This window comes from Paraburkholderia lebeckiae (assembly GCF_050436325.1).
In the GTDB taxonomy this organism is placed as follows: Bacteria; Pseudomonadota; Gammaproteobacteria; order Burkholderiales; family Burkholderiaceae; genus Paraburkholderia; species Paraburkholderia tuberum.
This window is the reverse complement of the sequence record NZ_JBNDLZ010000002.1, coordinates 2,399,018-2,425,683: the sequence shown is the minus strand read 5'-3', so window position 1 is coordinate 2,425,683 and position 26,666 is coordinate 2,399,018. Positions and strand designations below refer to the sequence as shown.

At 63.0% G+C, this 26,666-nt stretch carries 22 protein-coding genes and 1 pseudogene; 8 read left to right on the top strand and 15 right to left on the bottom strand.

Annotated elements, in window-relative coordinates; genetic code table 11:
* Positions 1–183: 183 nt before the first annotated feature.
* Entirely contained in the window at positions 184–432 is a 249-nt protein-coding gene (locus OKW44_RS14375; protein ID WP_018423704.1) for a hypothetical protein, read from the bottom strand.
* Between the two features lie 184 nt (positions 433–616).
* Complete coding sequence (locus tag OKW44_RS14370) at positions 617–1,663, bottom strand: phytoene/squalene synthase family protein (RefSeq protein ID WP_018423705.1); 1,047 nt, start codon at positions 1,661–1,663, stop codon at positions 617–619.
* 505 nt (positions 1,664–2,168) lie between these two features.
* Between OKW44_RS14370 and OKW44_RS14365 the strand changes: the two genes are divergently transcribed.
* The 3 genes from OKW44_RS14365 to tehA all read left to right on the top strand — a co-directional run bounded on the left by OKW44_RS14365 (position 2,169) and on the right by tehA (position 5,248).
* On the top strand, positions 2,169–3,689 hold the full coding sequence (locus OKW44_RS14365) for an ATPase domain-containing protein (protein WP_018423706.1): 1,521 nt from the start codon (positions 2,169–2,171) through the stop codon (positions 3,687–3,689).
* A gap of 6 nt (positions 3,690–3,695) precedes the next feature.
* Positions 3,696–4,046 (top strand): response regulator, encoded by a 351-nt coding sequence (locus OKW44_RS14360; protein ID WP_018423707.1) that lies wholly within the window; start codon positions 3,696–3,698, stop codon positions 4,044–4,046.
* A 179-nt stretch (positions 4,047–4,225) separates the two neighbouring features.
* Positions 4,226–5,248 (top strand): dicarboxylate transporter/tellurite-resistance protein TehA, encoded by a 1,023-nt coding sequence (tehA, locus tag OKW44_RS14355; RefSeq protein ID WP_018423708.1) that lies wholly within the window; start codon positions 4,226–4,228, stop codon positions 5,246–5,248.
* A 65-nt stretch (positions 5,249–5,313) separates the two neighbouring features.
* On the opposite strand, the gene OKW44_RS14350 is transcribed toward tehA, so the two are convergent.
* Complete coding sequence (locus OKW44_RS14350; RefSeq protein ID WP_018423709.1) at positions 5,314–5,805, bottom strand: membrane protein; 492 nt, start codon at positions 5,803–5,805, stop codon at positions 5,314–5,316.
* A 340-nt stretch (positions 5,806–6,145) separates the two neighbouring features.
* On the opposite strand from OKW44_RS14350, the gene OKW44_RS14345 reads away from it, so the two are divergent.
* Positions 6,146–7,024 carry a LysR family transcriptional regulator gene (locus OKW44_RS14345; protein ID WP_018423710.1) on the top strand — a complete coding sequence of 293 codons (879 nt, stop codon included), beginning with the start codon at positions 6,146–6,148 and terminating at the stop codon, positions 7,022–7,024.
* 4 nt (positions 7,025–7,028) lie between these two features.
* Here the strand turns inward: OKW44_RS14345 and OKW44_RS14340 are convergent, their stop codons facing one another.
* Positions 7,029–7,280, bottom strand: a complete 252-nt coding sequence (locus tag OKW44_RS14340; protein WP_018423711.1) for a hypothetical protein — start codon at positions 7,278–7,280, stop codon at positions 7,029–7,031.
* A gap of 40 nt (positions 7,281–7,320) precedes the next feature.
* Positions 7,321–7,842: a lecithin retinol acyltransferase family protein gene (locus OKW44_RS14335; RefSeq protein ID WP_018423712.1), complete on the bottom strand. Its 522-nt coding sequence runs from the start codon at positions 7,840–7,842 to the stop codon at positions 7,321–7,323.
* 448 nt (positions 7,843–8,290) lie between these two features.
* Here OKW44_RS14335 and OKW44_RS14330 point away from each other — a divergent pair, with 448 nt between their 5' ends.
* Together OKW44_RS14330 and OKW44_RS14325 are read left to right on the top strand one after the other, a co-directional pair.
* Positions 8,291–8,578: a hypothetical protein gene (locus OKW44_RS14330; RefSeq protein WP_026226395.1), complete on the top strand. Its 288-nt coding sequence runs from the start codon at positions 8,291–8,293 to the stop codon at positions 8,576–8,578.
* Between the two features lie 5 nt (positions 8,579–8,583).
* Positions 8,584–9,354 (top strand): PP2C family protein-serine/threonine phosphatase, encoded by a 771-nt coding sequence (locus tag OKW44_RS14325; RefSeq protein ID WP_018423714.1) that lies wholly within the window; start codon positions 8,584–8,586, stop codon positions 9,352–9,354.
* A 45-nt stretch (positions 9,355–9,399) separates the two neighbouring features.
* Here the strand turns inward: OKW44_RS14325 and OKW44_RS14320 are convergent, their stop codons facing one another.
* From OKW44_RS14320 to OKW44_RS14280, 9 genes are all read right to left on the bottom strand, one after another.
* Positions 9,400–10,755 carry a sigma-54 interaction domain-containing protein gene (locus OKW44_RS14320; protein ID WP_018423715.1) on the bottom strand — a complete coding sequence of 452 codons (1,356 nt, stop codon included), beginning with the start codon at positions 10,753–10,755 and terminating at the stop codon, positions 9,400–9,402.
* Positions 10,752–13,820, bottom strand: a complete 3,069-nt coding sequence (locus OKW44_RS14315) for a peptidase domain-containing ABC transporter (protein WP_018423716.1) — start codon at positions 13,818–13,820, stop codon at positions 10,752–10,754. Before OKW44_RS14315 ends, OKW44_RS14320 begins: the two co-directional genes overlap by 4 nt.
* Positions 13,821–13,859: 39 nt before the next feature.
* Positions 13,860–14,612: a peptidylprolyl isomerase gene (locus OKW44_RS14310; protein ID WP_018423717.1), complete on the bottom strand. Its 753-nt coding sequence runs from the start codon at positions 14,610–14,612 to the stop codon at positions 13,860–13,862.
* Positions 14,613–14,649: 37 nt separating this feature from the next.
* Positions 14,650–16,023 carry a beta-barrel domain-containing protein gene (locus tag OKW44_RS14305; protein WP_026226396.1) on the bottom strand — a complete coding sequence of 458 codons (1,374 nt, stop codon included), beginning with the start codon at positions 16,021–16,023 and terminating at the stop codon, positions 14,650–14,652.
* Entirely contained in the window at positions 16,001–18,613 is a 2,613-nt protein-coding gene (locus OKW44_RS14300; protein WP_018423719.1) for an FHA domain-containing protein, read from the bottom strand. The genes OKW44_RS14305 and OKW44_RS14300 overlap by 23 nt, the downstream gene beginning before the upstream one ends.
* A gap of 239 nt (positions 18,614–18,852) precedes the next feature.
* Positions 18,853–20,229, bottom strand: coding sequence for an efflux transporter outer membrane subunit (locus OKW44_RS14295; protein ID WP_239499295.1), 1,377 nt, complete (start codon positions 20,227–20,229; stop codon positions 18,853–18,855).
* A 349-nt stretch (positions 20,230–20,578) separates the two neighbouring features.
* Positions 20,579–20,857, bottom strand: a complete 279-nt coding sequence (locus OKW44_RS14290; RefSeq protein ID WP_018423721.1) for a hypothetical protein — start codon at positions 20,855–20,857, stop codon at positions 20,579–20,581.
* Between the two features lie 251 nt (positions 20,858–21,108).
* Complete coding sequence (locus OKW44_RS14285; protein WP_018423722.1) at positions 21,109–21,546, bottom strand: DUF4399 domain-containing protein; 438 nt, start codon at positions 21,544–21,546, stop codon at positions 21,109–21,111.
* Positions 21,547–21,592: 46 nt separating this feature from the next.
* Entirely contained in the window at positions 21,593–22,018 is a 426-nt protein-coding gene (locus tag OKW44_RS14280; RefSeq protein WP_018423723.1) for a DUF4399 domain-containing protein, read from the bottom strand.
* A 390-nt stretch (positions 22,019–22,408) separates the two neighbouring features.
* Here OKW44_RS14280 and OKW44_RS14275 point away from each other — a divergent pair.
* Both OKW44_RS14275 and OKW44_RS14270 read left to right on the top strand, forming a co-directional pair.
* Positions 22,409–23,239, top strand: a pseudogene (locus OKW44_RS14275) (caspase family protein); the annotation flags it as partial.
* 105 nt (positions 23,240–23,344) lie between these two features.
* On the top strand, positions 23,345–24,448 hold the full coding sequence (locus OKW44_RS14270) for a formylglycine-generating enzyme family protein (protein ID WP_429410887.1): 1,104 nt from the start codon (positions 23,345–23,347) through the stop codon (positions 24,446–24,448).
* A 28-nt stretch (positions 24,449–24,476) separates the two neighbouring features.
* Here the strand turns inward: OKW44_RS14270 and OKW44_RS14265 are convergent, their stop codons facing one another.
* Positions 24,477–26,534, bottom strand: a complete 2,058-nt coding sequence (locus OKW44_RS14265) for a serine/threonine-protein kinase (RefSeq protein ID WP_018423725.1) — start codon at positions 26,532–26,534, stop codon at positions 24,477–24,479.
* Between the last annotated feature and the right edge of the window lie 132 nt (positions 26,535–26,666).

Genomic DNA, 26,666 nt, shown 5'->3' with positions numbered 1-26,666 from the left:
CTTGCGACGCGCACCCCGATTCAAATGAACTGGCCCGCGACTCGGGTATGTCCGAGCGCGGGCCAGTTCGTATGTGGTTACCTCCGTCATCGGGCTCCCGATGACTTCGCCCAGGCCTTCACGGTCTGGGCGCTTTTTCGCGACGCTCTGCGTGCGCCGCGATGAATTCTCAGCTGCCCGCGCTCAGTCGCGTGCGATCATATTGCCGACCTGGCCGCGCCCGGTCACGAGGCAACTCGACAGGAAGCTCTCGCTCTGCGCGCTCGCGCCAGCGTCACCAAAGCCCTTTTTCAACGCGTCCGATTTGACGAGCGCCGCGCCCTGGTGACATGTAATCGTGCCGACCTCGCCCGCCTGCGCACGCATCAACGCGCGATCCGCCATCAGATAGCCAAGCAAAAGCACCAACGCAATATTGAACGCTTGTCGCATGGGTCGCCTCCTTTTCAAAGAGACTAACGTGAAGCGCGAATGCAGTGGCCTGGGGCTTTCCCGATTGTTGAAGATTCAATGATCCAGAATAAATCGCGGCTCCTGCGGGCGATTCGTAGTGCATTGAAGCGATTCAGTTTTATTCGATGCGCGTAGCTGTGCGCGCAACGGTAGGCGTTTACGCCTACCGCCGAGTTTCGATCCTCGCGATGCGGCTATTGATCGCATTGCGCACCAGCGCATTCGACGGCACCAGCAGCAGCGATGACGCGATGATCCGATACACGTCATGGCGCGTCACCTTCGACACTTTCGCCGGATCGAGCCACGCGTCGTTCTCCGCGAGCAGCAGTAAGGTGTCGAGGCCGATGAGGATCGGCCACAGGCAGGCGAGCCGCAAGCGCACCGCGCTCACCGGAATCGCAAGCGTATAGTCGAGCGCCGCGCGGAAATGATCGAGCGTCTTGCGCAGCAGTTCGACGAGCAGCGGCCGCGCGCGCATCGAATTGGCCGGTTGCAGCAGATCGCGCGCGCTCAGACCGTGGCGCTCGAGCATGCTCTGCGGCAGATAGCAGCGGCCGATGCGCAAATCTTTTCCGCAATCGCGCAGCACGTTGGTCATCTGCAATGCCTTGCCGAAACGCACGCCACGCTGCTTCATCGTGTCGGGCTGTTCTTTCAGCGTGCCCGGCATGTGCGCGTAAGTCATCGTGGTCCAGAACTCGCCGACGCAGCCCGCGACCAGATACGTATAGCGATCGAGTTCGTCGTATTCGCGCAGCGCCGCGATCTGGCCGGAGCGTTCGTCGGGGAACGTGCGCAGGTCGAATTCCATGCCCTCGGTCAGCGTCGTGACGATCGCGCGCACCGAGTGGCGGTCGGACTCGCTCAGTTGCGCGAGCACGTCGAGCGCGGGGCTCAACGATTCGAGCAGCAGCTTTTCATCCGAATGCGCCTGCTGACCCGCGACTTCCGCGGCGATGCGCTTGAACGGCGCACTATCGACAGCCACGCCATTGACCTGATCGCGCAACGCGAGCAGCAATTCGAGGCGTTGGCCCGGTGCTATCAACGAGGTGTCCGCAATCGTATCGGCCGCGCGCGCGAGCAGATACGCAAGGCCGATCGGATCGCGCATGCCGATGGGCAGCACGCGCAGCGTCAGATAGAAGGAGCGTGAAACGCCTTTCAGGAGCGGGCCGAGAAGAATGGCCCGGGTCGGATTCGGCATGGGTTGGATCGGTTGGCAAATAGGCGGGTGTAAGCCCGCTGGGATCAGGCGCTGCCGAATTGTATACGGCGAGGCGCGTCACCCGGTACACCATGAACAAGCATCAGAAGCCGTCCGCCGAAGCCGGCGCCACTCGCAGCCGTCGTTCGAACCTGCACCTGACCTATGTGATCGGCCGCGTCGACCGCATCCTGCGGCGCCGTATGAGTGAAGCGCTCGCCTTTCCGTTTCATTGCATCGGTTTGCAAGTTCGACCGGCCACCGCACTTCACTCCCCTTCATGCCGCATGCACCGGGCTCCTCGCCGCCGGCCTTTTTCGCCCTCTCACGCCGCGCTGTCGAGCACATGCCGTTCGCCGAGCACGCGTTGCCGGATAGACTCCCCGCATTCACGCCGGGGGACACTATCGCTCGCGATCGGGAATGGGGATTGCTGCCACGACTGAGTTGAGCACAGGACGGTCACGACCAGGCCGTCGCTTGCACTTTGAACGACACATCGACAATGACTACCGACGCATCCAACACGTCTCGCCCGTCCGACGCGGCGCGAGCTGACGCGCCCCGGCCTGACGCGGCGCGACGCAATGTCGAAACCGGCGTGCCCGGTTTCGACGAGATCCTTGGCGGCGGTCTGGTGAGCGGTGGCGTCTATCTACTGGAGGGCATGGCCGGCGCCGGCAAGACGATCCTGTCGAGCCAGATCGGTTTTCATCGGGTGCGGCAAGGCGAGAAAGTGCTGTACATGACGCTGATCGCCGAATCGCACGACAAGCTGCTCGGTCACCTGAAAGGCCTGAGCTTTTTCGACGAAGCCGCGGTCGCGCAGCAGATGCTGTTCGTGTCCGGCTATCACGAGCTGATGCAGGACGGCCTCGACGGTTTCCTGAAGCTGATCGCGTCGAGCATCTACGACTACCGGCCGAGCCTGATGATCATCGACGGCTTTCGCAGCGCGCGCGAATTCAGCGAAACCGAGCTGTCGCTGTCGAAGTTCATCCACGAGCTGAACGCGCTGGTCGCCGCGATGGACTGCACGACGCTGCTGCTCGCGCCGCTGTCGGGCAACGAGTCGCATCCCGAGCACACGCTGGTGGATGGTCTGATCGAGCTGAACAGCTATCACGACGGCATGCGGCGCGCGCGCGAAATAGAAGTGCACAAGATGCGCGCGCGCGATCATCTGATGGGCAAGCACTTCTTCCGCATTGCCGGCAGCGGGCTGCTGATGTTCCCGCGCCTCGAAGCGCAGTTCGCGGAGCAAGCGGGCCCCGTCGATCTGAAAGCACGGCTCGGCTTCGGCTTGCTGCACCTGGACAACCTGCTCGGCGGCGGCTTCGCGCAAGGCGCAACGACCACGCTGATCGGCCCGTCGGGCGTCGGCAAGACCCTGCTGTGCCTGCAGTTCCTCGCGGCCGGTCTCGCACGCGGCGAGCGTTGCGTGTATCTCGGCTTCTACGAGAGTCCGCAGAGACTCATCGGCAAGGCCGAAGCGGTGTCGATCGCGCTTGCCGATGCGTGGCAGGACGGTCGTCTGATGGTGCTTTGGCAGCCGGCGATCGAACTCGCGATCGATGAAATCGCCGCGAAAGCGCTCGCCACCGTCAAGCAGACCGGCGCGACGCGCATCGTGATCGACGGCGTCGAGGGCTTTCGCGATTCGGCGTTGCGTACCGAGCGCTTCGGCCTGTTCCTCAATGCACTGCTGCATCAGTTGCGCGAAGCGGCCATCACGACGCTCGTCACCGAGGAGCTGCCGCTGTACAGCGATCCGGGTCACGCGAAGGCCGTGCGCGTGTCGGCGTTGACCGAAAACCTCGTGCTGCTGCGCTACGCCGAAACCGAAGGCGGACTGCGGCGCATGATTTCGGTGGTGAAGCAACGCGAAAGCGCGCACGACACGTCACTGCGCGAGCTGTCGATTTCGTCGCAAGGACTCGACGTGATCGACGGCTCGCCCGGCGCCGCGGGCACCCAATCGACGCCGGGCCTGTCGGCCACGCTGCGATCGCGGCGAAAAACCTAGCCGCTCATGAAAACCATTCTGGTGGTGGACGACGAGTTCGACATCCTCACGGTGTGGCGGCTGCTGCTGGAACGACACGGCTATGCGGTACAGACGGCGTCGAACGGCGCCGTCGCGCTTGAACTGGTCCGCTCGAGCCGGCCAGGTATCATCTTGTCCGATTGCATGATGCCGGTCATGTCGGGCCTCCAGTTGTGCGCGGCGCTGTATGAGGACCCAGAGCTGCGCGGGATTCCGATCATCCTGTGCAGTGCCGCATCGGACATTCCGGTCCAGCCGAATCCGCATATTGCCTACGCGCGCAAGCCGCTTTCGTTCGACCAGCTGCTGGCGATGCTGGTGCGCATGGGCGGTTGACGGTCGCCCTTCCTCCCCCGCCTTCTCTGCCCCTTTCGCCGTCTAAAACACAGCTTGAGACGCTTGCGCCATTTGTCGAGCGTTTGCAGCATTCTGCGATTCTCCGTGGCCTTTTACAGTAGGCCATCGATCGCGCATGGCCAGCAACCCGCAGCGCGACGCAACTTTCGGAGGTCGTCATGAACAGCAATCGTGGTGCGGTTCCCGCTGGCTCCTTGAGCATCGCGGTGGGCTCGTTGGCGCTTGCCAACCTGTGGCGCGTAGCAATCCGCCTGTGGCATTTGCCGGCCGTCGCCGGCAGCGTGGTGACGATCGCGGCGCTCGCCGTCTGGGTCATCATCCTGTCCGCCTACGTGCACAAGTGGTTCGCACGGACCGCCGACGCACGCGCCGAACTGGACCATCCGGTGCAGTCTTCGTTCGTCGCGCTCGCGCCGATCTCGACGCTGCTTGCCGCGCAACTGCTGCAGCCGTACGCGCATACCCTCGCGCTGACGCTGTACGGCATCGCGGCGATCGCGCAACTTGGGCTCGGCGTCTATCTACAGGGCAAGCTGTGGCAAGGCGGCCGCAAGCCCGAACTGACCACGCCAGCGATCTATCTGCCGACGGTCGGAGCGGGCTTCGTCGCGGCGGCGAGCTCGGCCGCATTCGGCTTCCATCAACTGGGCGAGCTGTTTTTCGGCGGTGGCATGCTGGCGTGGCTCGCGCTCGAATCGATGATCCTGCATCGCGCCGCCGTGCATGAACCGCTGCCCGCAGCGCTGCGCCCGACCCTCGGCGTGCAACTCGCGCCGCCAGTCGTCGGTGGTGTCGCGTATATGAGCCTCACCAGCGGCACGCCCGATCTGTTCGCCTACGCGCTACTCGGCTACGGTCTCTATCAGGCGCTGATGCTGCTGCGTTTGCTGCCGTGGATCCGCCAACAGGCATTCGTGCCCGGCTATTGGGCGTTCAGCTTCGGCTTAGCGGCGTTGCCGACGATGGCCCTGCGTCTCGTCGAACGCGGCGCGACGGGTCCGATCGAATTCGCGGCACCGGTTCTGTTCGTGGTGGCGAACGCGATCATCGCGATTCTGGTGGTGAAGACGCTTCAGTTGCTCGCGCAAGGCAAGCTGATGCCGCCAGCGGCGGCGAGTTCGACGGCGGCGGCGCCGGTCAGGCAAGTCACGACTGCCGCGCGAATCGCCCAGGTTCGATAAGCTGCGGGCAGCGACCGAACGCGGCGGCGACGCGCAAAGCGTCCCGCCGCGTTTTCGCGTTTGTGTCAGAACCCGTGCAACGACACGACGATCAACGCAGCCGCGACGATCGCGACCACGTCCTCGATCAACGCCGCGGGCGCATCGCGCCCGAACATGCTGGCGAGCGAACCGCGCACCTTTGCGCCACCGAGTGTGCCGATCACCGCGCCTACAGCGCCGACCACCGCGCCCAGCACCCCGACGATCATGCCGCCCGCCAGGCCGCCATGCGCGCCGCTGATCGCCGCGCCGCTCAGCGCACCGAGCACGATTCGCGCGCCGAACTGCAGTGGCACCTTGCGGCTCGGCGTCTCGGGCAATTGATCCGTGATCAGTTCGATGACCGCCAGCACGGTGAAGATATATGGCGTGGCCGCGAAGCCGAGGAAGGCGAGCGACGTGCCTTGCAGCGGCAGCCATCCCAGACGCGCGGCCCAGCTGACGGCGGTGGGGGCGATCATCGCGCGAAGGCCGGCGACGACGCCGATGAGCAAGGCCAGAACATACACGGACATAGCGCACTCCCCATCGAGGGCAATGATGCAAGGTTGCACGAGCCGACGGCTTACCTGGACGAACGTCGGCAGAACATGTCGAACATTCCATCTGGACAGTCAACTTCTCACCACCTACATCGAGGCAATCCGTGGCGGCCGTTCACCGTTGCTCACAATTGCCGGCTCTTGATTGCCGATTCGCCACCGCGCGTCTGGCGCGGCGCCGGGCGTACGATTGCCCCCGTCGATGTGGCCCTAGTGTCGCACAATTCGACTGGCGAATAACGGACAGGAAGTCGGCGAAGTGGGCCGATGGTGATAAGTTAGCCCACTCACAAGAAAATCTTGTATCTGCACCATGAGACCGTATCTTCCGCTGAACGCGCTGCGCGCGTTCGAATCGTCCGCGCGGCATCTGAGCTTCACGCGCGCGGCGCAAGAGCTGAACGTGACCCAAGCCGCGGTCAGCCAGCAGGTCCGCCTGCTGGAGGAGCGGCTCGGCACCGCGCTATTCAAGCGTTTGCCGCGCGGCCTCGCGATGACCGACGAAGGGCTCGCGCTGCGCCCCGTGCTGTCCGACGCGTTCGATCGTATCGAGACGGTGCTCAATCGGTTCGACGGCGGGCATTTTCACGAGGTGCTGACGATCGGTGTGGTCGGCACGTTCGCGGTCGGCTGGCTGATGCCGCGCCTGAAGTCGTTTCGCGAGGCGCATCCGTTCGTCGAGCTGCGGCTGCTGACCAATAACAACCTCGTCGACCTCGCGACCGAGGGCCTCGATTTCGCGATCCGTTTCGGCGACGGGACGTGGGCCGGCTCGCTCGCCACCAAACTGCTCGACGCGCCGCTCGCGCTGCTCTGCACGCCCGGGATCGCCGCGCGCCTCGCACGGCCCGACGATCTCGCCAACGAAACGCTGCTGCGCTCGTACCGCATGGAGGACTGGCTGAACTGGTTCGCGGCCGCGGGCATCGCGCCCCGGCCGGTGCGCGGACCGGTGTTCGATTCGTCGCGGTTGATGGTGGAAGCGGCGATACAGGGCGCGGGCATCGCGCTCGCGCCTGCGTTGATGTTCGAACGGGAGATCAATACCGGGCGTCTGGTGCGCCCGTTCGACGTCGAGGTCAAGGCGGGCAGTTACTGGCTGACCTGCCTGAAGGGCAAGCCGATGACGCCGGCGATGTTGCTGTTCAGTCAGTGGCTCGCCAAGGAAGCGGCCACGGCGGGTCACGCATGAGGACCTACGCGGCCGTGCGGCAATACCCGTTCATCGCGGGCCGCTCGGCTTGCGGCGGGAACACGTTCCACGAACCGTCGCCGTGGCGGAAGAAGAAAATCGACAGCAATCCTTCCGGCTTCAACGCCTGCACACAGACATAGCGTTGCTGTTGCGACGCGCGATGGCAGAACCGCACCACGCGCGCGGGCATCGACGGCGTGGGTGCGAGCCATTTGTCGACGGCCCAGTGCAGGCTTTTTTCTGCGGCAATCATGATGTTCTCCTCGAATCGTCCGGTTCCTGACGCGCTGCGTTCACGCGACTTGCGCGAGTTGCGCCACGCGGTGTTCGTTCCTCGCCCCGCTCTCGACGAACGCCTTCACGAGGCACAGCAGTGCGCGCACCCCCGTGCTCGGATGGCGCAAGCAGCAATGCACCTGTTCGCTGTGGCTTTCGCCGAGCAGACACCACGCGCAGAAGTGTTCGCAGTTGTTGGTCAGCAGGCGATAGCGGTTTTCGCCGAGGCGGGAGCGCGCGCGGCGCACCGCATCGGCGCCGACGTAGATCGCGCTCGGCGTCGCGCGAACCGACAGCGAATGGCCGGCGGCGAAGCGCGCGAGTTCGACTTCCTCGACCGGTCCGGGATGCGCGGAGGCCGCAAAGCCCGAGTAGTGCACGACGCGGCCATTGCCGACATAGATGCCGTGATGTTCGTAGCCGTTGCGTTGCGTGACCAGATGCGCGCCGATCGGCAGATCGATCGTCGATGATGTGGTGTCGCGAGCGGCTGCGGATTGCGGGTCGTCGTCGCGTGTATCGAGCGTTTGGGTGTTCATGGCTGGCCTCGTTCGCATTTCCAACACTGTTGCGACAGCTTTTGCATCATCCGGGCCAGGCGCCGGAAAACCCCTGTTTACAGGGTTGACGGCCGATCGAACGGTTTTCTGAAGAGGTAGATGTCAGGACGGGACCAACAGAAATCGCGCTGCTCTGTTGGTGTGCGACGCTCATTTGCGAGCCGTGTCGCGCGTTGATTTCAACTGGATGGAGAACCCGTGGGACCCGCTGAATGTGTTGGGTCGCACACCTGTTCAAATGTGGGCTTGTTGGCCGCGAGCCGACCGATCGTATCGACCGTGTTCGTGGCAAATCCGCGCAAGCCGCGCCAGTCAACGCGCCGTGGGCTTCGCGTCGAATCCGCCCCCGATTGGCATGGCCTTTGCACGTGTGGTGCCGGGTCCATTCAGCCGCGCGCATTGCCCACGCGGCCAACCGGAGAACGACATGTCCTGCATCAAATTGAACGACCTCTCGCTGAACCTCGCGCTCGATCGCAAAGCGATGGCGGCGATTCGCGGTGGCGGCGGCGCGCCATGGATCTATGGCTGGATTCAGCCGTTCGTGCCGCAAACGCCGAGCATTGGGCCGGTGGTCAATCTGTACGAGGTCTCCAACAACTTCTATGCTAACCAGATGATCAACCAGTTCCAGTCGGTCGACGTACGCAACACCGGCGCGAACGCGAACCTCACCGTGTCTCCGGACGCACGCAACCGAAACGATATGGTGTAGCCGTTGTGACCTGCGAGAGTCAATTTCGCTGGACGTCGTCCGCGCGTTCCGACACGGGACGGGTCCGCGAAATCAACGAAGATGCCTGCCTCGACGAGCCCGAAGCGGGACGCTGGGCTGTCGCCGATGGGATGGGCGGTCACGCGGTCGGCGACGTTGCCAGCCGCACCGTGATCGACGCGTTGACTCAACTCGCGGCGCCGCACGGCCTCAGAATGCTGATCGCCGATGTACGCGCGCGTCTGCAAACCGCGAACCGTCAATTGCGCGACGAAGCCGCGCGCCGCCAGGTGCAGCGCATCGGCAGCACCGTGGTCGTGCTGCTTGCATGCGATCGCTTCTGCGGCTACGTGTGGGCCGGCGACAGCCGCATCTACCTGTACCGCGCGGGGCAATTGCGGCAACTGACGCGCGATCACAGCCAGGTCGAGGAGCTGCGCTCGCTCGGCGTCATCACCGACGAAGAGGCGCGCCATCATCCCGCGCAGCACATGATCACGCGCGCGGTCGGGGCAACGGATTCGCTCGAACTCGACGACGACGCGATCGAAGTCGCCGACGGCGACGTGTTCCTGTTGTGCAGCGACGGTCTCAGCAACGAACTGAGCGACGACGAGATCGCCGACGTGCTGACCACGGCGGAGCGCGAAAACGCATGTTGCGAACTCGTCGACCTCGCGCTCGCGCGCGGCGGGCGCGACAACATCACCGCAGTGGTCGTCGAAGCGCAGGACCCCAATGCGGCGGACACGACCTTGCTGAACCCGGCGCCTTGATGATCTTCAGGCGCGCGTTTCACCGAGCGTTCAGTGGTCCTTCACTCAGCCTTCGTCGTCTTCCTCGTCGCGCTCGTTCGCGCCGTTCTTCGGGGGCGGCGCATTGCGATTGCGGAAATCCTTCGAGTGCAGGCCGTGCTTTTTCAGCAGCATCTGCAAGTGCGAGCGATTCATATCGATGCGCCGCGCCAGTTCGGCGACGGTCCCGCTGACTTCACGCAGTCCGCGTTCGAGGAACGCTTTCTCGGCGTCGTCGCTGGCCGCCCGCTTCGCGTCGCTCAACGACATCAGATTCGCGACGCTGATCGGCTGCTCGCCGCTCGCCTGTCCGCCCTCCGCCTGCGCCGCCGCCGAACCGGGTGCGGCGGGTCGCATATCGAGCGGCAAATGCTCGACGTCGGCCATGTCTGCAGCCAGACATGAGATGCGGTACATCACGTTGCGCAATTCGCGAATGTTGCCCGGATATGCGTAACTCAATAGAAAGTCCCGCAAACGCGGCGTCAACCTGACTGGCCGGCGTTTCAGCGTGCCCGCCGCTTCGTCGCCGAACCACGCAATCAGCAACGGAATCTCGTCGCGCCGTTCGCGCAGCGGCGGCAGCGTCACGTGAATCACGCTGAGCCGGTAGAACAGATCCTCGCGAAACCGGCCTTCCTCGCTGAGCTTGCGCAGATTGCGATTGGTCGCCGCGACGATGCGCGTATCGACCGCGATCGTTTCGTCGGAGCCGACGCGTTGAATCTCGTGCGCCTCGAGCACACGCAGCAGCTTGACCTGGCCCGCGAGCGGCAACTCGCCGATTTCGTCGAGAAAGATCGTGCCCGTATGCGCGCTTTCGAATTTGCCCTTGCGGTCGCTCGACGCGCCGGTGAATGCGCCCTTGCGATGCCCGAACAGTTCGGATTCGAGCAGATTTTCCGGAATCGCGCCGCAGTTCACCGAAACGAACGGCTTGTCCGCACGCGAGCCATTCGCGTGAATCACTTTCGCCATCAGCTCCTTGCCGGTGCCGCTTTCTCCATCGATCAACACCGGCAAATCGGTTGGCGCCGCTTTTTCCGCGATTTCGAGCGATTCGAGCAAACGCGGGTTGTCGCCGAACGTACCCTCGAAAATGAAGCTGCGTTCGAGTAGTGCCTTGCGGCGCGCACCGCGCGACTGCTCCGCGCTCGTCTGCGGCTCGCCCGAGGTGGCCGCCTGCACGAAGCGCTCCTTGTGCGAAAGCTGCATCACTTCGTCGCGCAACGACGTGGCCTGCCTCAGCAGCTTGTCGATATCGGCGCGTTCGAGCCGCGACGACCAGCGCAACGTGGAGCGCAGGATCTCGATCCGCTCGATCAGTCCCGCGTACGATATCGCGGGACTCGCCTCTTCAATCTGGTCGAGTATCTTCATCATGATGCACTCAACTGTTTCTGCACGAGCTGATAGTACATGCCGCCGCGCTGGATCAACTCCTCATGACGGCCCTGTTCGACGATCGCGCCTTCATACAGCACGAGAATCTTGTCCGCGCGCATGATCGTGCTGAGCCGATGCGCGATGATCACCGCCGTGCGGCCCTTCAGGATGTCGTGCATATTGCCGAGAATATTGCTCTCCGATTGCGAGTCGAGCGCCGACGTCGCCTCGTCGAACACGAGCAGACGCGGATCGTGATACAGCGCACGCGCAATGCAAAGCCGCTGGATTTGACCGCCCGACAAACCGATGCCGCGCTCGCCGACGATCTGCTCATAACCGAGCGGCATCTTGCCGATGAAGCCGTGCGCGTCGGCCATTTTCGCGACTTCCTCGATGCGGCGGCGCTCCGGCGCATCGTCGCCGCTTGCGATGTTCTCGGCGATCGTGCCCGAGAACAGCAGATTGCTTTGCATCACGTAGCCGATTTGCGCGCGGAAATAAGCCTTGTCGATCACGCCGGAGTCATAGCCGTCGATCGTCATTTTCCCTTCGCTCGGCTGATAGAAGCCAACCAGCAGCTTCGCGAGCGTGGTTTTGCCCGACCCGCTGCGCCCGACGATCGCGACCAGTTCACCCGGCTTGATATCGAAGCTGATGTTCTCCAGCACATAAGCGGAATCCTCTTCGCCATAGCGGAAGTACACGCCTTGCAGGCTGATTTCGCCTTGCAGTTCCGGCAGCATCACGCGTGAGGGCAAATCCTGCGGCTTCTGTTCGGGCTCGATATCGAGCACATCGCCGAGCCGTTCCATCGCGACACCCGCATCGTTGAGCATGCTCCACAGGCCGACGAGACCCATCAGCGGACTCAATACGCTGCCCATGAATGCATTGAACGCGATCAGCTGACCGATCGTCAATTCGCGCGCGAGTACCAGATTCGCGCCAACCCAAAGAATCGCAATCGTCGTTGCCGCATTCAGCAATTGACTGCCGAAGCCGACCAGAATATTGAATGCGTGCGCGCGATACTGCAATTCGAGCGCCTTTGCGTATTTCTTCTCCCAGCGCAACCGTACCGGCCGCTCGATGCCCATGCCCTTGACGGTCTCGACGCCGGCCAGAGCTTCCATCAGGAACGACTTCGCCTCGGTCGACGCCGTGAACACCTCGCGTGCGTAGCCCTTGATCTTCGGCGTCGCGATCACCGTGAGTCCCATGATCGGAATTACGAATGCGATCAACACCAGCGTCATCTTCACGTTGTACACGAACATGATCGTGAAGTAGATGAAGATCATCAGCAGATTCAGCGCGGTCGTCACGGTGGATTCGGTCAGGAACGCGCGGATCGTCTGGTTTTCCTGAAAGCGCGCGAAGATATCGCCGGTCTTGCGCTTCGCGAAGAACGAGAACGGCAGCGACAACGTATGCTTGAAGAACTGCGACATCATCGCGAAGTCCATGTTGCGGACCATGAAGTTCGCCAGATACGCGCGAATCGTCGACATCAACTGCGTGAAGACATTGGAGATGATGAGCCCGCCGATCAGCATATGCAGCAGGCTGACGTTCTGATGCACGATCACGCCGTCCAGAATGTTCTGAATGATCAGCGGTGGAATCACGCCGAGCACCTGAATCACGAAGGTCGCCAGAAACAGATAGCCGAGTATCTTGCGGTACGGCCTCAGATAGCCGACAAAGCGAATCCACGGCGAGCGCGCGGCCGACATCTGCAGCAACTGCGATCCGCCGGTAAACAATAGGCAGGTGCCGCTCCACCCGCGTTCGAAATCTTCGACGCTCAGCTTTCTGAAACCGAGTGCCGGGTCCGCCACCCAGACATACTCTTTCGACAGCCCGTACACGACCACATAGTGATAGCCCTCCCAATGCACGATGAACGGCAGATCGAAGCCGCGCAGCGAATCGAACGTGCATTGCACGCCGCGCGTCGTGAAACCGAGCGACTCGCCCGCGCGCGCGAGGCTGTCGAGCGTCGCACCCTGCGTCGTCACGTTCGCGAGTTCGCGCAATTTGCCGAGCGTCATCGGAATGCCGTAATGGCGGCAGATCATCGCGAGACACGCGGCGCCGCAATCCATCTCCTCGGCCTGCTCGACGAGCGCGAAACGCCGGATGATCTTCTCGCCGAGTTCCGGCTTGCTCTGCAGGTCGAGCATCAACGGCAGCTTGCGCCGCTGTTCGAGCCGCTTTTGCCGCTGCAATTCGCGGTCGCCATAGTGGATGCGCTCGTCGAGCACTTCTCGCAGTTTCGGATTGCGTTCGAGAATGAAATGAACGGTGCGCTCGGGGATGACCAGCAGCCGCGTGTCGGTGGTTGCAACGACCGATGCCATCTGTTCCTGGCGCATCAGGCACGCCTTCTCGCCGAATATCTCCCCTTTGCCGAGCGTCGCGAGCGTATAGTCGTGGCCCTCCTCATGCCGCACGATGCGCACCTGGCCTTGCCGCACCACATAAAGCCGCCTGTCGTCGCGGCCGTCCTGTTTCAGAATCTCCTTGCCGGCAGCGACCCGTTTTGCGCCGACGCTGCGCACGTACTCTTCGAGTTCCGCCTTGTTCAGCTTGCCGCGCAGATCGAACAATTGCGCGACGAAGCCCCCGGCCGAATTGATCGCCACATAGCTGGCGACGAACGCCAACGCGGCGGCGTTGCCCGCCATCACCGGTTCGACCGCGCTGCGCGGAATGAACAGTACTTCGGTCTTGCCCGACGAACGCACCGACGCTTCGTGAACGTACGAGCGCAACATCGCAATGTCGGCAAAGATCTCGCCCGACTTGCGCACGCCCATGCTGGTTTCCTTGCCGTGCTCCTCGGTGAAGATACGTACCGTGCCCGAGCGGATCACATAGAGACCTTCGGCCACTTCACCGGCCGAGCACACCGTTTCGCCAAACGAATAGAACCTGGCCTGCGCGTCCTCGGCAAGCCGCTCGATTTCGTCGCGCGAGAACGGCGACAGGATCTCCACCGAAGCGAGAAATTCGGCGGTGGAAGGCGCGGATGGCGCGGTCTGGAGGGCGTCCATGTATCGGTGAGCCTCGCTTTATCGGGCGCTAGTCGGGCACTAGCGCGCCTCGATCACGTGTTCCTGGGCGCGGGCAATGAGCCAGCTCTCGCGCAGCAAACGGCGGATTTCGGTGGCCACGTCCGCATCGAGCGTGGCCGGATATTTGGCCGTGACCGCGAAGATCTCGAAACACGAGCGGTCGGCCGACGGAAACGGCCCAAGCAGATCGCCGACCGCCGCGTTAAAAATCTTCGCCTCGATATCGGGCTTCAGCGAACCGCGCAGCACTTTGCCGATCACGCCGCCCGACTCGCGCGTGTCGGCAATCGAATGCTCGCGCGCCATCTCGCCGAAGGCGTCCGGGTCGTCGTGCAGGTACGAGATCATTTCCTTCGCCTTGCCTTCGCTATCGAGCACGATATGGCTGACTTCGATCGCGTCGAACTTCGGTGAATTCAACGCGAAGTAATCATGGATCGCAGCGTCGTTACCGATGTCGTCGAGCATCTTCTCCTGATAAAGCCCGTCGGTAATGAACGCCTCGAATTCGTCGAGGCTCACGTGCAGCGCGTCGAGATAATGATTCATGTCCGCCGCGCGATGCAGCCCGCGCACGCGGCGAAACTGGTCCGCGCGCTGCTGGATCTCGTCGGCGCTGACGGCGATGCCCTGCTTCTTCGCCGCATGGACGGTAAGCTTGTCGCGCACGATCTGCTCGATCAGGCTCTCGAACTGGCCGGTCAGTTTCAGAAGACGAATGAACTCGTCCACGTCCACGACTTCGTCATCGATACGCACTATCGCGGTCATTTGCTCGGCTCCTTTCGTGGATGTTTGATTCGCGCGCTCAACCCGCCACCTCTCTGAACGGATCGAGACCGAGGTCGATCAGGCGCCGCTCGCGAACGACGATTTCCGCATTGGCGGTCATGCCGTAACGCAGCGGATAACGCGTGCCGGCCACCTGGTAGTAGTCCTTGTCCAGCGTGACACGGCCTTCGTAGACCGGTTGCTTGTCCTGCGCGGATGGCTTCGTGGCCGGCGAGATATATGCGAGCGTGCCGCTGATCAACCCGTAGCGCTGGTAAGGAAACGCGTTGAACTTCAATTTGACAGGCAGGCCCACGTGCAGAAAGGCGCGGTCGTGTTCGGAGATTTCGATCTTCAGCACGGGCCGCGCGTCTTTTGGCGCAATGCCGCCGAGCGGTGCATTCGCCTGAATCTTGTCGCCGCGCTGCGTCGACGTGACGTCGGTAATCACGCCTGAAACCGGCGCGAGAATCAGCAAAAAATTGTCTTTATCGATGTTCTCGAAACGCACCCGCGCGGCGGCATCGGCTTCGAGGCGCGCGCTTTGCAGTTGCACGCGCAGTTTGTCTTCCGCATCGGTGATCTCGCGCACCGCCGAATCGTATTGCAGCTGCAGATCGGTGCTTTGCTGGCCGCTCGTCGCGAGTTGCGCATTGGCCTGCGCGTATTCATGGCTCAGACGAAAGTCGAGCTCGGCCAGCTTCGACTGCGCGACACGGTAAGCGTTATCCGCTTCGAGCGCGGCCGTGCGTTTCTGCTCGACCAGTAATTCGGCAATGCCACCGCCGCCCGGCTGCGCGAACAGCCGCGAATAGCGATCAAGTTCCTGATTCGCCGCTTCGCGCGTGCGGCGCGCGTTGTCGAGCGAGCTGCGCGCTTCGTCGAGTTCGGCCTTCTGCCCTTCGGCAAGCTTCGTCGTGCCTTCTGAAACGCGATTCTCGTGCAAGCGCTCCTCGACTTCGAGTTGCGCCTTCAACGACGCGGCCTTGCGTTCCATCAACGCCTTCTTCTCCGGGAACTGCTTCCATTCGCGTTCGGCGTCTTCGAGTTTCAGTTGTGCCTGTAACGCGTTGCTCGCTGCCTCGATCGCACCGCGCGCATTGAGCCGCGCGAGCACATCGCCTTTCGACACCGGCTGCCCCTCGGCGATATACAGATCCGCGAGTTCGCCGTCGATCGGCGTATAGATGCGCCGCACCTCCGATTCCGGCGACAACGTGCCGGGCGCACTGACGATCACATCCGCGCGGCCGACGAACGACCACAGCAAACCCGACACGACGAGCGCGACCATCGCCCAGATCAGCGCGCGCGCAATCCGCACCGGCTCGGACGTCAGAATCGCAATGCCTTCGACGCTATGATCTTCGAGCGCCTCCGACAACGGTCTAGGGTGAGGGTCGCGTTTCACTCTGATCGCCTCCAATCAACGCGAGCTTCGCTTTCAGCAGCCCAGGGTCCAGCACCATGCGCAACTCGGTCAACGAGCGGCGCTGCAAACTCGCTTCGGCTTCGATATCCGCGAGCAGGCGATCGAAGTCGACGGGATGATCGGCCTTCAGCTGCGTATAGATGCGCATGCCCTGGCGTGCCGCCGTCTGCGCGTCGCTCAGCAGACGCGCCTCGTTGCGAAAGCCCGGCGAGATGCCGGCTTCGAGCCGCTGCGTGCCGCCGATCGAACCGTTCGCGCGGTACTCTTTCCACAGGCTTTGCGCGCGCACCAGCAGATCTTGCGCATGCGCGAGCGCCTTGTCATGCAACGCGGCCACGTCTTTCTGGATCGCCTGCACGAACCATGCGTCGGTCCGCGGATCGAGGCTCGCGTAGAACGACAGCAAACGCTGGTCGTAATCTTTCCCGCCACGCGTTTTCTGCAGATCGTTGTATCGATCGGACAACGCCTTCTTGTGCGTCGCTTCGGCCGCGAGCACATCGGACCACGGGCTCGCCGGCATCGACTGCAAATCGTTCAGCGCCTGCTGCGCGTCGCCGCGCTGCCACGCGGCATCGACCGCGTCCTGCCGTTGAACGATGTCCGGCGACGGCAAGCGTGTAGACGCAAGCTGCTGGAATTGCGCCTGAAAAGGCGGCGTGCTGAAGCGCACCGTTTTCATCATCGCCAGCAATGACGTCAATTGACGGCTCAACGCGGCATTCAGCACCCCAGTGTATTGGCGCAAATCGTCGCGTACTCTATCGAGCCCCGCGAGCCGCGGATAACGCTGCGCGTAATCGTCGAGTACCGGCGGCAGCGCGTCGGGTTTGTCGCGCGAAAGTTCGGTATGAATTACGCCATTGAGCCGATCGATCGCGGCGACGTACACCGAATCGTCGCTTTCGAGCTTGCGCAGATGGCTGAGCGTATGTGCGTAGGGCTCCGCGAAGACCGGCACATAACTCGCAATCCGATCGAGCGCGCGCTGGTGACTCGTCGCGTCGTCGTCCCAGCGGTGCAGCAGACCGTTGATCGTCGCTTCGTCCGTATACATGCGGATCGGCGCGTCGACGCCGCCACGTGCCGCGACGAAGCGTTCGAGATCGCCGACCCATTGCAATTCGCCGACCAGCGACGCGGCATCGGCGTCATTTCCGCTCAACGCCCTCATGTTCTTCAGCAGCGTGTCGGCCTGGTCGAACTTCGCTTGTTGCACGGCTTCGATCCAGCCCGGCAAGTTCGCTTTCAACAACGCCTCGCTCGCGAGCGCGCTGATTTTCGTGTCCGCCGGATGCGTCGCCAGATAGCCGCGCGCCATCGTGAGAGCGCTCGAGTAATCACCGCTCGCGAGCAGGCTCTTCAACTCCCGTTCCGATGAACCGTGCAGATAAAGCCCCACGCCAAGCGCAACCACGATCGCGATACCCGCTCCGCCGCATGCCGCCGCGCGCCGCACATTGGTGCGCTCGCCGTCCGCTAACGCCTTGTGGAGTTCGCCGGCGATCATTTTCCAGCGACGCGGCTTACTTCTTGCCGCGCTCTTGGCTTTGCCGCTTCTTTCATTCGCGCCGTCTCTCGTATCGGCGGGATGCCCCGCCTGCGCGCCTTTGGCGCCCTGCGCGGCATTTGCCGTCCCTACTCCGTCACGCTTCGCGCGCGCGGAGCCCGGCTGCGCCGCTTCATTCACTTCGTCTTCGCGTCGCAGCGCCGGATCGACGCAAAAGATGTCGAGAAACGAATGCGCAGTGCCGACGAACGTCGTCTTGTCGGCATCGGCGGCACTGTCGACAGCGGGCTGAAGAGAGAGCTGGGTCACAGTGGGTTCGACGTCGGCGGAGTTCTGTAGCGACACCCTGTAGACGAAGTGGTCGCCGCCAAATGCAACGACGTCGCCGTCCGCCAGTGCAAGCGCCGATTCGCCGATCCGCTGTCCATTCACGAACGTGCCGTTGGTGCTGCCGAGATCCTCGACATAGAACTCGCCACCCTTCAGAAACAGGTGCGCATGGCGCCGGGAAATGTAATTGACCTGGTGCGGATAACGGTCTTTGTAGCGCGAGAAAACCTCGTCCGTTTTACTGACCAGAAATGGAAAAGCCAGCACGTCGACCGGTTGCAGACCCAGGTCATCGCGCTGCGGCACCAGCAATAGATGAATGAGGGAAGAAGCGCTTCCACCCGTGACGACGCGCGCGCGCGGCTCGATGCCGACACGATAGCGCAGTTCACCGCCAAAGCAGAGTTCATCGCCGGCGCGTACACGCGCGGGGGTTTGCCGCACCGCGATGCCGTTGACCGTCGTGCCGTTCTTGCTGCCGAGATCGGCAACATAAATCGCGCCATGCTCGATGAAAACGCGCGCGTGTCGGCGCGAAAGACCGGCGGTCCATTGTGCGGAATAGTCGCTGAACGGCGCTTCGATGCGGCCGATGGCGAACAGGTTGTCGACGATGCGAATGGCGTCGAGCGCGGGGCGCTGCGCGCCGGCAACCGGCGACAACACCACGTCGAAGGCAGCGTCCACTGTCACGCGCATTTCAGCAATCGGAGCTTCGCCGGTGGCCATTTTATCTGGATCGCTAAGCGTTTACCCGCCGCGGCGGGAACGCGGGGCGAACTGGACGAAGAACAGCGGCGCAACGATATTGTCGTGAAGAGCCACGCAAACGCTGACCCCTAAAGGATTGTAAGTCACGCATCGAGAGTGTCAATTTGGATATCGCCGGATGAGTAGACCGCGGATAAGCCGTCAGCCGACGAAATACCCGCGCGGTACGCCAACTCGTGGATTAGCTCAATGCTTCGTTACTTCTCTTTGACCTGCGCTTGCACGTCGACACCTGGCCATCCGCCGCCGAGCGCCTTATAAAGCGTTACCGTGTCGGACAGAATCAATTGGTGGTTTTCCAGCAACGCCTGTTGCGCCTCCAGCAAGGTCCGCTCGTCTTCGAATACTTCGAGTTGCGACACGACGCCAAGGCGCAGTTGCGACTGGATCTGATCCGCGACGATCTGCAGGCGCGACACCTGCTGCTGCAATTCCGCGCGCTGCGCCTTATGGGCACTCAGATTGACGAGCGCGTTCTCCACTTCCTCGAATGCGCCCATCACGGCCACGCGATATTGCTGCTCGGCGACTTTCGATTGCGCCTCGGTCACCTTCACATGTGCGCGCACGCCCGGATCGAACAGCGGAAAATTGATGCTCGGCATCAGGCCGAACGTGAACGACTTCAGCAGTTGGTTAAGCGCGTAACTTGCCGTGCCGCCTTGCGCGGTGAGGCCGATGCTCGGCAATTGCGCGAGCTTCGACTGACCGACGAGGTCATAGGTCTCGAGCACCCTGAATTCGGCCGCCACCACGTCGGGGCGGCGCGACAGCAATTGCGCGGGCAAACCATCGGGCACGGCCGGCAATTTCACGCGCTCCTGTAAATGGCCCTGCGGCACATGGAATTCGCCGGCCGGCACGCCGAGCAACGTGCATAGCGCGTTGTCGGAGACCGCCCGCGATCGGCGCAGGTCATACAGATCGTTGGTGAGCCGGTTGATCTCCGCCTGCTGGCGCAACACCTGCGTTTGCGGCACGAGCCCATTGCGCGCCTGGCCTTCGTAGATCGCCAGGATTTGCTTGTTCGTGGCGATGGTCTTTTGCTGCTGTGCGATCTGGTCGTCGAATTGCAGGATCTGGAAATAGGTACTGGCCACATTCGCGACGAGTTCGAGATAGCCCGCGCGCCAATCCGCCTCGCTCGCGTGGAATTCGGCCTTTTGCGCCTGCACGCCTTTTTCGACCTTGCCCCAGATGTCGATGTCCCAGTTCACCTGCAGCGCGAGGTTGTACGTCTTCGTCAAAGGCTGGCCAGTCGTCTTCGTGTAGTCGGCGCCGGCACCGAGGTCCACCGTCGGCAATGCGGCCGCGCCTGTCTCGCTGATCTGCGTGTGCGCGACTTCGATACGCGCCGCCAGCACCCGGATATCGAAGTTGCCGTCGATCGCCTTGTCGATCAGCGTATCGAGGAACGGGTCCTGGAAGCCCTTCCACCAGTCGCGCTCGATCGTCTCCGCGGCCGATACCGGCGCGCCATTGCGATCCGACCACGATGTCTTGGCCGGCGTGTCCGGGCGTTGATAAGCCGGCATTCTGACGTCGACGCACGCACTCAACGCCATTGCGCACATCGTTGCGGCGCACGTCCCGCGCAGCACACGGGCTATGCGGCGAGGCGTCCTGGCTTCAGCAGGAACCCGCTGAAGGTCCAGCGAATCACGCGACGAATCGAACGATGATTCCGGCAATGCTGACACGGTGGTCTCCAGTTGCACCCGTCTGTTTCGCGCGAGATGCCCGGTTTTTCAGGCCGAGCCGCTTCCGCGCGGCTTCGGCAACGAAGCGGCGGAAAAGTCGATGCGGGGAGCGGCGGATACGCGAAGGATGCGTGGAAAGGACGATTGGATTAGCGGTCTTTTTGAGCGATGCGCCTGTTGGGGCACGCACACGCGGCCGCTCGGGCCGCGCGTGCGCCGCTCACTACCCGTTGTTGACGTTGCTCGAGTAAATGGTCGGTTGGATGTAGGTGGTCGTACCGCTGACCAGCGCCGAGTTGTTGCCGTTCGCGCTCTGGATGTTCATTTCCGTGTTGATCATCTGCGTCGTGGAGACGTTCTTGATGCTGTGCGGCGCATAGACGGGCGCATAGCTGAGGTACGACGGCATCGAATAGTAGTCGTTGCCACCGCGCACGGCGCTCATCGCCTTGCTGTCGAGTTGTTCGGTGTTGGACAGGTCCTTGATCATCAGCGTGTTCATGGCAAATCTCCTGGAAACGGGAAAGCGCATCGTGGTGCGTCGGGTTCGAGCAACTTGTCTGCTCGGGCGCTACTCACGCATGGGCTATGCCAGGAGTGCCTTGCTTTTGTCATTCGCGTCCTGAACGCCTTGTAGCAAAGGCCTGGAAGTTCGCACTCGCTGTCCCGACGCTGGCGAGCGGCGAAGCGAGACCAGTGAATGGTGGATCGCAGCCAACAGCGCGCGCGACATTGTTGGCTGCGTGATGACAGTCACCGCGCGATCACCGTGATCTTCTTCGAATACACCGGCGGGTTGTGCGGCATATGCATGTCGTCGCCCATCAACAGCTGCAACGTATGCTTGCCCGGCGGCAATTGAATCATCGTTTCCGTTTCGCCCGCGCCGAAATGCAGATGATGACGATCCGAGGGTATCTCCTGGTCCATCGGCGGCAGATCGCTATCGATCAGAAGATGATGGTGGCCGGTGTTCGGGTACTTGACGCCTTTCGGCGCGACACCCATGAAACGCAGACCAAACCACACGCGAAACGGCTTATTGGCGGGCACCACCTGGCCATCGTTCGGATAGCCGATGTACGCGTAGGCGCCGGGCGGCGACGGCGTCGCTGCCCACGCGCTCTGCGGCGCGGTCGATACCGCCAGTGCCGCTGCGACGAATGCCGCGGCCGCAATGAACTTGTTCATCAGGACTCTCCGTTCCGGCTTGACCAGTTCTAACGAACGGATCGCGTTAGTCTTTTAGCACGGTGATGGTGATCTTCTTCGAATACACGGGCGGTACGTGCGGCACATGATGATGGTCGCCGAGAATCAGCTGCAGCGTGTGCTTGCCGGGCGGCAACTCGATGCGCGCGTCGGTTTCGCCCGCGCCGAAATGCAGGTGCTGGCGGTCCGATGGAATCTCCTGATCGAGCGCGGGCAAATCCGTGTCGATCAGAAGATGATGGTGGCCGGTATTCGGAAACGCGATGCCCTTCGGACACACACCCATATTGCGCAGCCCCATGCGCACCCACAGCTTGCCGCCGTGAATCACCGCGCCATCCGACGGCCAGATGATGTACTCTTCGGCCCCCGGCGGTGACGGCGTCTGCTCGGCGCGCGCAACGCCGCCAGTGCCGATACCGAGGCAGACCGCGACGAGCGTCGCGCACATCGCCGCGCGTAATCCGCCGCAACGCCCTTGCGCCGGATCACGACTGCCGAAAAGAAAGGAAACACGGGTTCTTCGCATAGCGCACTCTCCCGAACAGGAGTCATGGCTGGGACCCGGCTATCGATGACCTTCCGGGTGTTCGAGCGGCGTGTCGCGGGTTGAAACGGGCAGGCAGCCACCTAGTTAAAACGGCCGTGCGACGTGACTTTGTGAATCAGCTTAGGACGTAACTTGCCAAAAAGATACGCCATGCTCGTTAACCGTATGACGCGTTAAGGACTCCCGGACAGTTGTGACGCAAAGTGCGTGCTATCGTTAATAAAGAGCGCGGGCAGCGCGAGCGTGGTGCACGAATGCCTGAACTCTGTCCGGTACAAACAGGATATAAAGATGTGGCGACGATTCCTGCTGGTGTGCATGGTTGGGGCAATCCAGGCGCAGTGGGACAGTGCCGGTGCCGCGACGCAACGTGAAAGCATCGAGCCGAGCCCGGCTTGGGTAGCGAGTCATCCGGCGTGGCCGGCGGACACCGCTTCGCTCCTTTCTCCCTTTGCTTCGTCACGCGACGACACGCATTCGCGGCGTGTCGCGCTCGTGATCGGAAACGGCGAGTACGGTGACGCCACAAACCCGATCCGCGCCAACGCGCCGCGCGACGCCGAATCGATCGGCGCTGCGCTCCGTGCGCGTGGCTTTGAAGTCATCACGCGCACGAATGCTACGCCGCAGCAAATGCGCGCGGCCATCGACGAATTTCAACGACGATTGCGAACAGGCGATATCGGACTGTTCTATTTCGCCGGACACGGCATGCAGGTAGGCGCACAAACGCTGCTTCTGCCGGCGGGGCTCAATGCGCGAGGCGATATCCGCGCGCCGGTGTCGCTACTGAATAACGGCGTCGATCTGAATACCGTATTGCATGCGATGCAATCCGCTCGCGCGGGCCGGCTCAATCTCGTGATTCTCGATACGTGCCTCGACAATCCATTTGCGCCCGCCGCGGTTGCGATCGATAAACCGAAGATCGCTGCCAACACCGTGATTGCCTATGCAACCGCACCGGGCGGTTTCGCGGCGGACGGTCCGCGGCATGGTGTCTATACCGATGCCTTGCTGCAAGCACTCAACGACGCCGACGCATCGTCGCGATCGCTCGCCGCGCTGTTCCGACACGTCGGCGCCGAAGTACGCGCCGCTACACGCGGAGCGCAGCAACCGTGGCTCTCTGTCGCGCGTTCATCCATTCCCACAAGTGGCGAAAGCGCTATCGAGTCGTCGAATACGTCAGACCATCGCGCCATCACGCCGCGCAGTCGCGGCATCATGCCCAAGGAAAGCGGCGAACAATACGAAATCACGTTCTGGGATTCGATCAAGGACAGCAACTACCCAGCCGATTATGAGGCTTATCTGAAGGCCTATCCGAATGGCCGCTTCGCCACACTCGCGCATGCACGAATCGATCGATTGCGCGCGGCGGCATCGACTCCCGCGGTGAGTGCCGCGCCGGCTGCACCGCCAGCCGCGCCCGCGACGCAGAGCGGTCACGTCGCGCCACCCACGCCGTCTGCACAGGTCACGCATCCCGCGACGCAAGCCAGCGCAGCCGCGCCGCCACCACCGCGCCCCGCCGTCGCGCCATCGCCAACGCCGCCCGCCACGGCCGCCGCGCCGCCATTCGCCGAAAAGACCGTCGCTCATCCCCCGACGGCCGGTGAAATCCGCGACTGCGCGGCCTGTCCGGTCATGGTCGCGGTACCCGCCGGCTCGTTCGCAATGGGCAGCAATACCGACGATCCGTCGGAAAAGCCCGTGCATCACGTGAGCATTGGCGCGCCCTTCGCGATCGGTAAATTCCCCGTGACGGTCGAGCAATGGAATGCGTGCGTCGCCGCCGGCGCCTGCCAGAAGCTGACGCCGGAGAGCAATAGCACCAAGACCGCACCCGCGCGCGATCTCAGTTGGGACGACGCGCAGCAGTACGTCAAGTGGCTCGCCAAAACGACCGGCAAACCGTACCGTCTGCCGACCGAAGCCGAATGGGAATACGCGGACCGCGCCGGCACCACGACCGCGTACTGGTGGGGCGAGCAGATGCGCAAGGGCAACGCCAATTGCAAGGACTGCGGCGACCCGTGGCACAAGGAAGGCCCGGAAAACGTCGGCACGTTCGCCGCGAATCCGCTGGGTCTGTACGACATGAACGGCGGCGTCTGGGAGTGGACCGCCGACTGTTGGCACAACACCTATCAGGGCGCGCCCGTCGATGGTCACGCGTGGGATTCGCCCGGCTGCGAGATGCGCGCGATTCGCGGCGGCTCATGGCGCGAAGGCGGCGACTACATGCTCAGCGCGACGCGCTTCAAATACAGCGCGGGCGTGCGCCAATCGCAGAACGGTTTTCGCGTCGTCAAGGATCTGCACTAAAAGCCGTGTCGATTGGCTCCCTGACGGATCATCGCGTCGCGGGTCTGGTCGTGATCGGGGCGAAGTCCGCCAACAGGTGATCCTGCCCGTATTGACCGCCAATCTGCTTGAGCCGGGTCGCGAGCGCGCGCAGATAATCGGCGCGCGCTTCGCTTTCCGGCCGCAGCTTGTCGAACAACGGCACCGGCGTCACCATCAGCACCACCATCTCCGAGCCGAATGGCTTCGATACGGTCCAATCGCCCGCATTGCTGCCGATCGTGTACGGACCGCCGTTCGCCTGCATCTGATTGTCCGGCCACAGATGACTGGGCACCATGTGCACGACGTGGCCGTCTAGCTGGTAGTAGTCGACGGTCGCAAAGGAATCGAACGGCGGCGCTTTCAGGTCGACCACCAGCGAGTCGTTCTCGGTCAGCAAACCGCTCGGCGGACGCATCTGCAGCGACGCCACGCGCCCCGCCTGCCAGTTGCGCACCAGAAGCGGCGCGAGCGTTTTGACGAGGTCGCATTTATCGTCGGCGAGCGGCCGCACGTCTAGCGAAACCGTATCGACGCCAGGCAGCGCCGCCAACGTCTCCTTCAGATGCGCGACACCGTACCGCTGCGACAGGAAACCGCGTACCGTCAGTGCGTGGTCCTGCACCGCGCCCGATAAAGCCGAACACGGCACCTGGGCAAGCGTGGGCGTGATCGCGGCGAGCGTCAACGCGGGCTTCGGCGCAGGCGCGACAGCGGACGCCCCAGCCGCCCGATCGACCTGATCGCCCTGCGATCTCGCCGCCTCGATTTGCGCGGCTTGCTGCCGGCTGGACCCCGAGCGAAAAGCGAACACGCCCACCGTGACCGCGCACACGATGGCGAGGCCAGCGAGCCCGATCCACGCGAGCGTCCCGGACTTCTCCGCGCGCGCTTCATTGTCGAACTCGGCGATAAAGCGCACGACGCTCGGTATCCGCGTATTGCGATCGAACGACAACGCGGCACGCAACGCGCGCCACTGTCGCGCATCGAGATTCGCCGGACGCTGCGGCTTGAAATCGGAATTGCGCGCCTGCGTGGCCGACAGGCGATCGAACGGATGATGTCCCGTCAACAGCTCGTACGTGATGCAGCCAAGCGCGTAGATATCGTCGCGCGGGTCCGGCTCGCGATGCTCGATCATCTCCGGGCTCGCATAGGCCGGCGTCAACGCGCCCAGACTGCCGGGATCGAACACCGTCGCGTCGCTCTCCTCTTCAGGCCGCTGGAATACGCGCGCGATGCCGAAGTCGATCACCTTCACTTCGGCATTCGTGGTCAAAAACACGTTCGCGGGTTTGAAATCGCAATGGACGAAGCCGCGCTCGTGCGCGTACGCAAGCGCCGCGCACATGCCGCGCACGATCGGCAGCGCGGCCCGCACCGGCATGCCCTGATAGCCCGGCGTGCGCAGCAGCTGGCTCAAGGGTTTGCCGCTCAGGTACTCCATCGTCAGATAGACGATCGGTCCGTCGCGGTCGAAGTCGTAGACGGTGATGATGTTGCGATGCGCGAGTACCTGCGCCTTGCGCGCCTCGCGCTGCAGCGCGACCAGCGAATTCGGATTGCCGCGAAACTGGACGTTCAGCACCTTGATCGCGAGATAGGGCTTGCGATCCGACGCTTCGAGCTTGCGCAGATCGAGCGCCTTGTACACGGTGCCCATGCCGCCCACGCCGAGGCACTCCTCGAGCACGAAGCGGTTGTTCAGCGTATCGCCGATGCCTTTGATGGTCTCGTGCGCGGCGCTTCCGACAGGACTCGCGGTGCCCGCACTGCCAGCGCTCGACGAACGCAGCGACGGTAGATCGACCGTGGTCTGGATGCCGGTTTCCTCGCCACCCGCCGCGACGTTCGACAGGCGCAGCAGCTCGATGCGCCGCCGCACTTCCAGGTAGAGATCGTCGGGCAACGGCGACCGATGATGCGCGGCGTACAGCGTCTCCAGCAGCCGCGTCGGACCGAGTTGCTCGGTCGCCAACGCGCTGTCGAGCTGCGCGACGAACTCGTCACGCGATAGCTCGCCGCTCTGGAAGTCGAGAATCACACGCGCAAGGCTAGCCATTTGTGCGAAGCACCGCCGTTGCCGCTGGACCGTGTCGCATGCGACCGACGCCACGCGGGTCGATAGAAAACCTGTCGTATCCAGTTACATGTGCCGTTTCGATACTAGCTCCCGGTCCGCGCTTTCGCAAAC

Coding starts and splice junctions, on each gene's coding strand:
- OKW44_RS14375 (WP_018423704.1), bottom strand. CDS start 432: ATGCGACAAGCGTTCAATATTGCGTTGGTGCTTTTGCTTGGCTATCTG.
- OKW44_RS14370 (WP_018423705.1), bottom strand. CDS start 1,663: ATGCCGAATCCGACCCGGGCCATTCTTCTCGGCCCGCTCCTGAAAGGC.
- OKW44_RS14365 (WP_018423706.1), top strand. CDS start 2,169: ATGACTACCGACGCATCCAACACGTCTCGCCCGTCCGACGCGGCGCGA.
- OKW44_RS14360 (WP_018423707.1), top strand. CDS start 3,696: ATGAAAACCATTCTGGTGGTGGACGACGAGTTCGACATCCTCACGGTG.
- tehA (WP_018423708.1), top strand. CDS start 4,226: ATGAACAGCAATCGTGGTGCGGTTCCCGCTGGCTCCTTGAGCATCGCG.
- OKW44_RS14350 (WP_018423709.1), bottom strand. CDS start 5,805: ATGTCCGTGTATGTTCTGGCCTTGCTCATCGGCGTCGTCGCCGGCCTT.
- OKW44_RS14345 (WP_018423710.1), top strand. CDS start 6,146: ATGAGACCGTATCTTCCGCTGAACGCGCTGCGCGCGTTCGAATCGTCC.
- OKW44_RS14340 (WP_018423711.1), bottom strand. CDS start 7,280: ATGATTGCCGCAGAAAAAAGCCTGCACTGGGCCGTCGACAAATGGCTC.
- OKW44_RS14335 (WP_018423712.1), bottom strand. CDS start 7,842: ATGAACACCCAAACGCTCGATACACGCGACGACGACCCGCAATCCGCA.
- OKW44_RS14330 (WP_026226395.1), top strand. CDS start 8,291: ATGTCCTGCATCAAATTGAACGACCTCTCGCTGAACCTCGCGCTCGAT.
- OKW44_RS14320 (WP_018423715.1), bottom strand. CDS start 10,755: ATGATGAAGATACTCGACCAGATTGAAGAGGCGAGTCCCGCGATATCG.
- OKW44_RS14315 (WP_018423716.1), bottom strand. CDS start 13,820: ATGGACGCCCTCCAGACCGCGCCATCCGCGCCTTCCACCGCCGAATTT.
- OKW44_RS14310 (WP_018423717.1), bottom strand. CDS start 14,612: ATGACCGCGATAGTGCGTATCGATGACGAAGTCGTGGACGTGGACGAG.
- OKW44_RS14300 (WP_018423719.1), bottom strand. CDS start 18,613: ATGGCCACCGGCGAAGCTCCGATTGCTGAAATGCGCGTGACAGTGGAC.
- OKW44_RS14295 (WP_239499295.1), bottom strand. CDS start 20,229: ATGTGCGCAATGGCGTTGAGTGCGTGCGTCGACGTCAGAATGCCGGCT.
- OKW44_RS14290 (WP_018423721.1), bottom strand. CDS start 20,857: ATGAACACGCTGATGATCAAGGACCTGTCCAACACCGAACAACTCGAC.
- OKW44_RS14285 (WP_018423722.1), bottom strand. CDS start 21,546: ATGAACAAGTTCATTGCGGCCGCGGCATTCGTCGCAGCGGCACTGGCG.
- OKW44_RS14280 (WP_018423723.1), bottom strand. CDS start 22,018: ATGTGCGCGACGCTCGTCGCGGTCTGCCTCGGTATCGGCACTGGCGGC.
- OKW44_RS14270 (WP_429410887.1), top strand. CDS start 23,345: ATGCCCAAGGAAAGCGGCGAACAATACGAAATCACGTTCTGGGATTCG.
- OKW44_RS14265 (WP_018423725.1), bottom strand. CDS start 26,534: ATGGCTAGCCTTGCGCGTGTGATTCTCGACTTCCAGAGCGGCGAGCTA.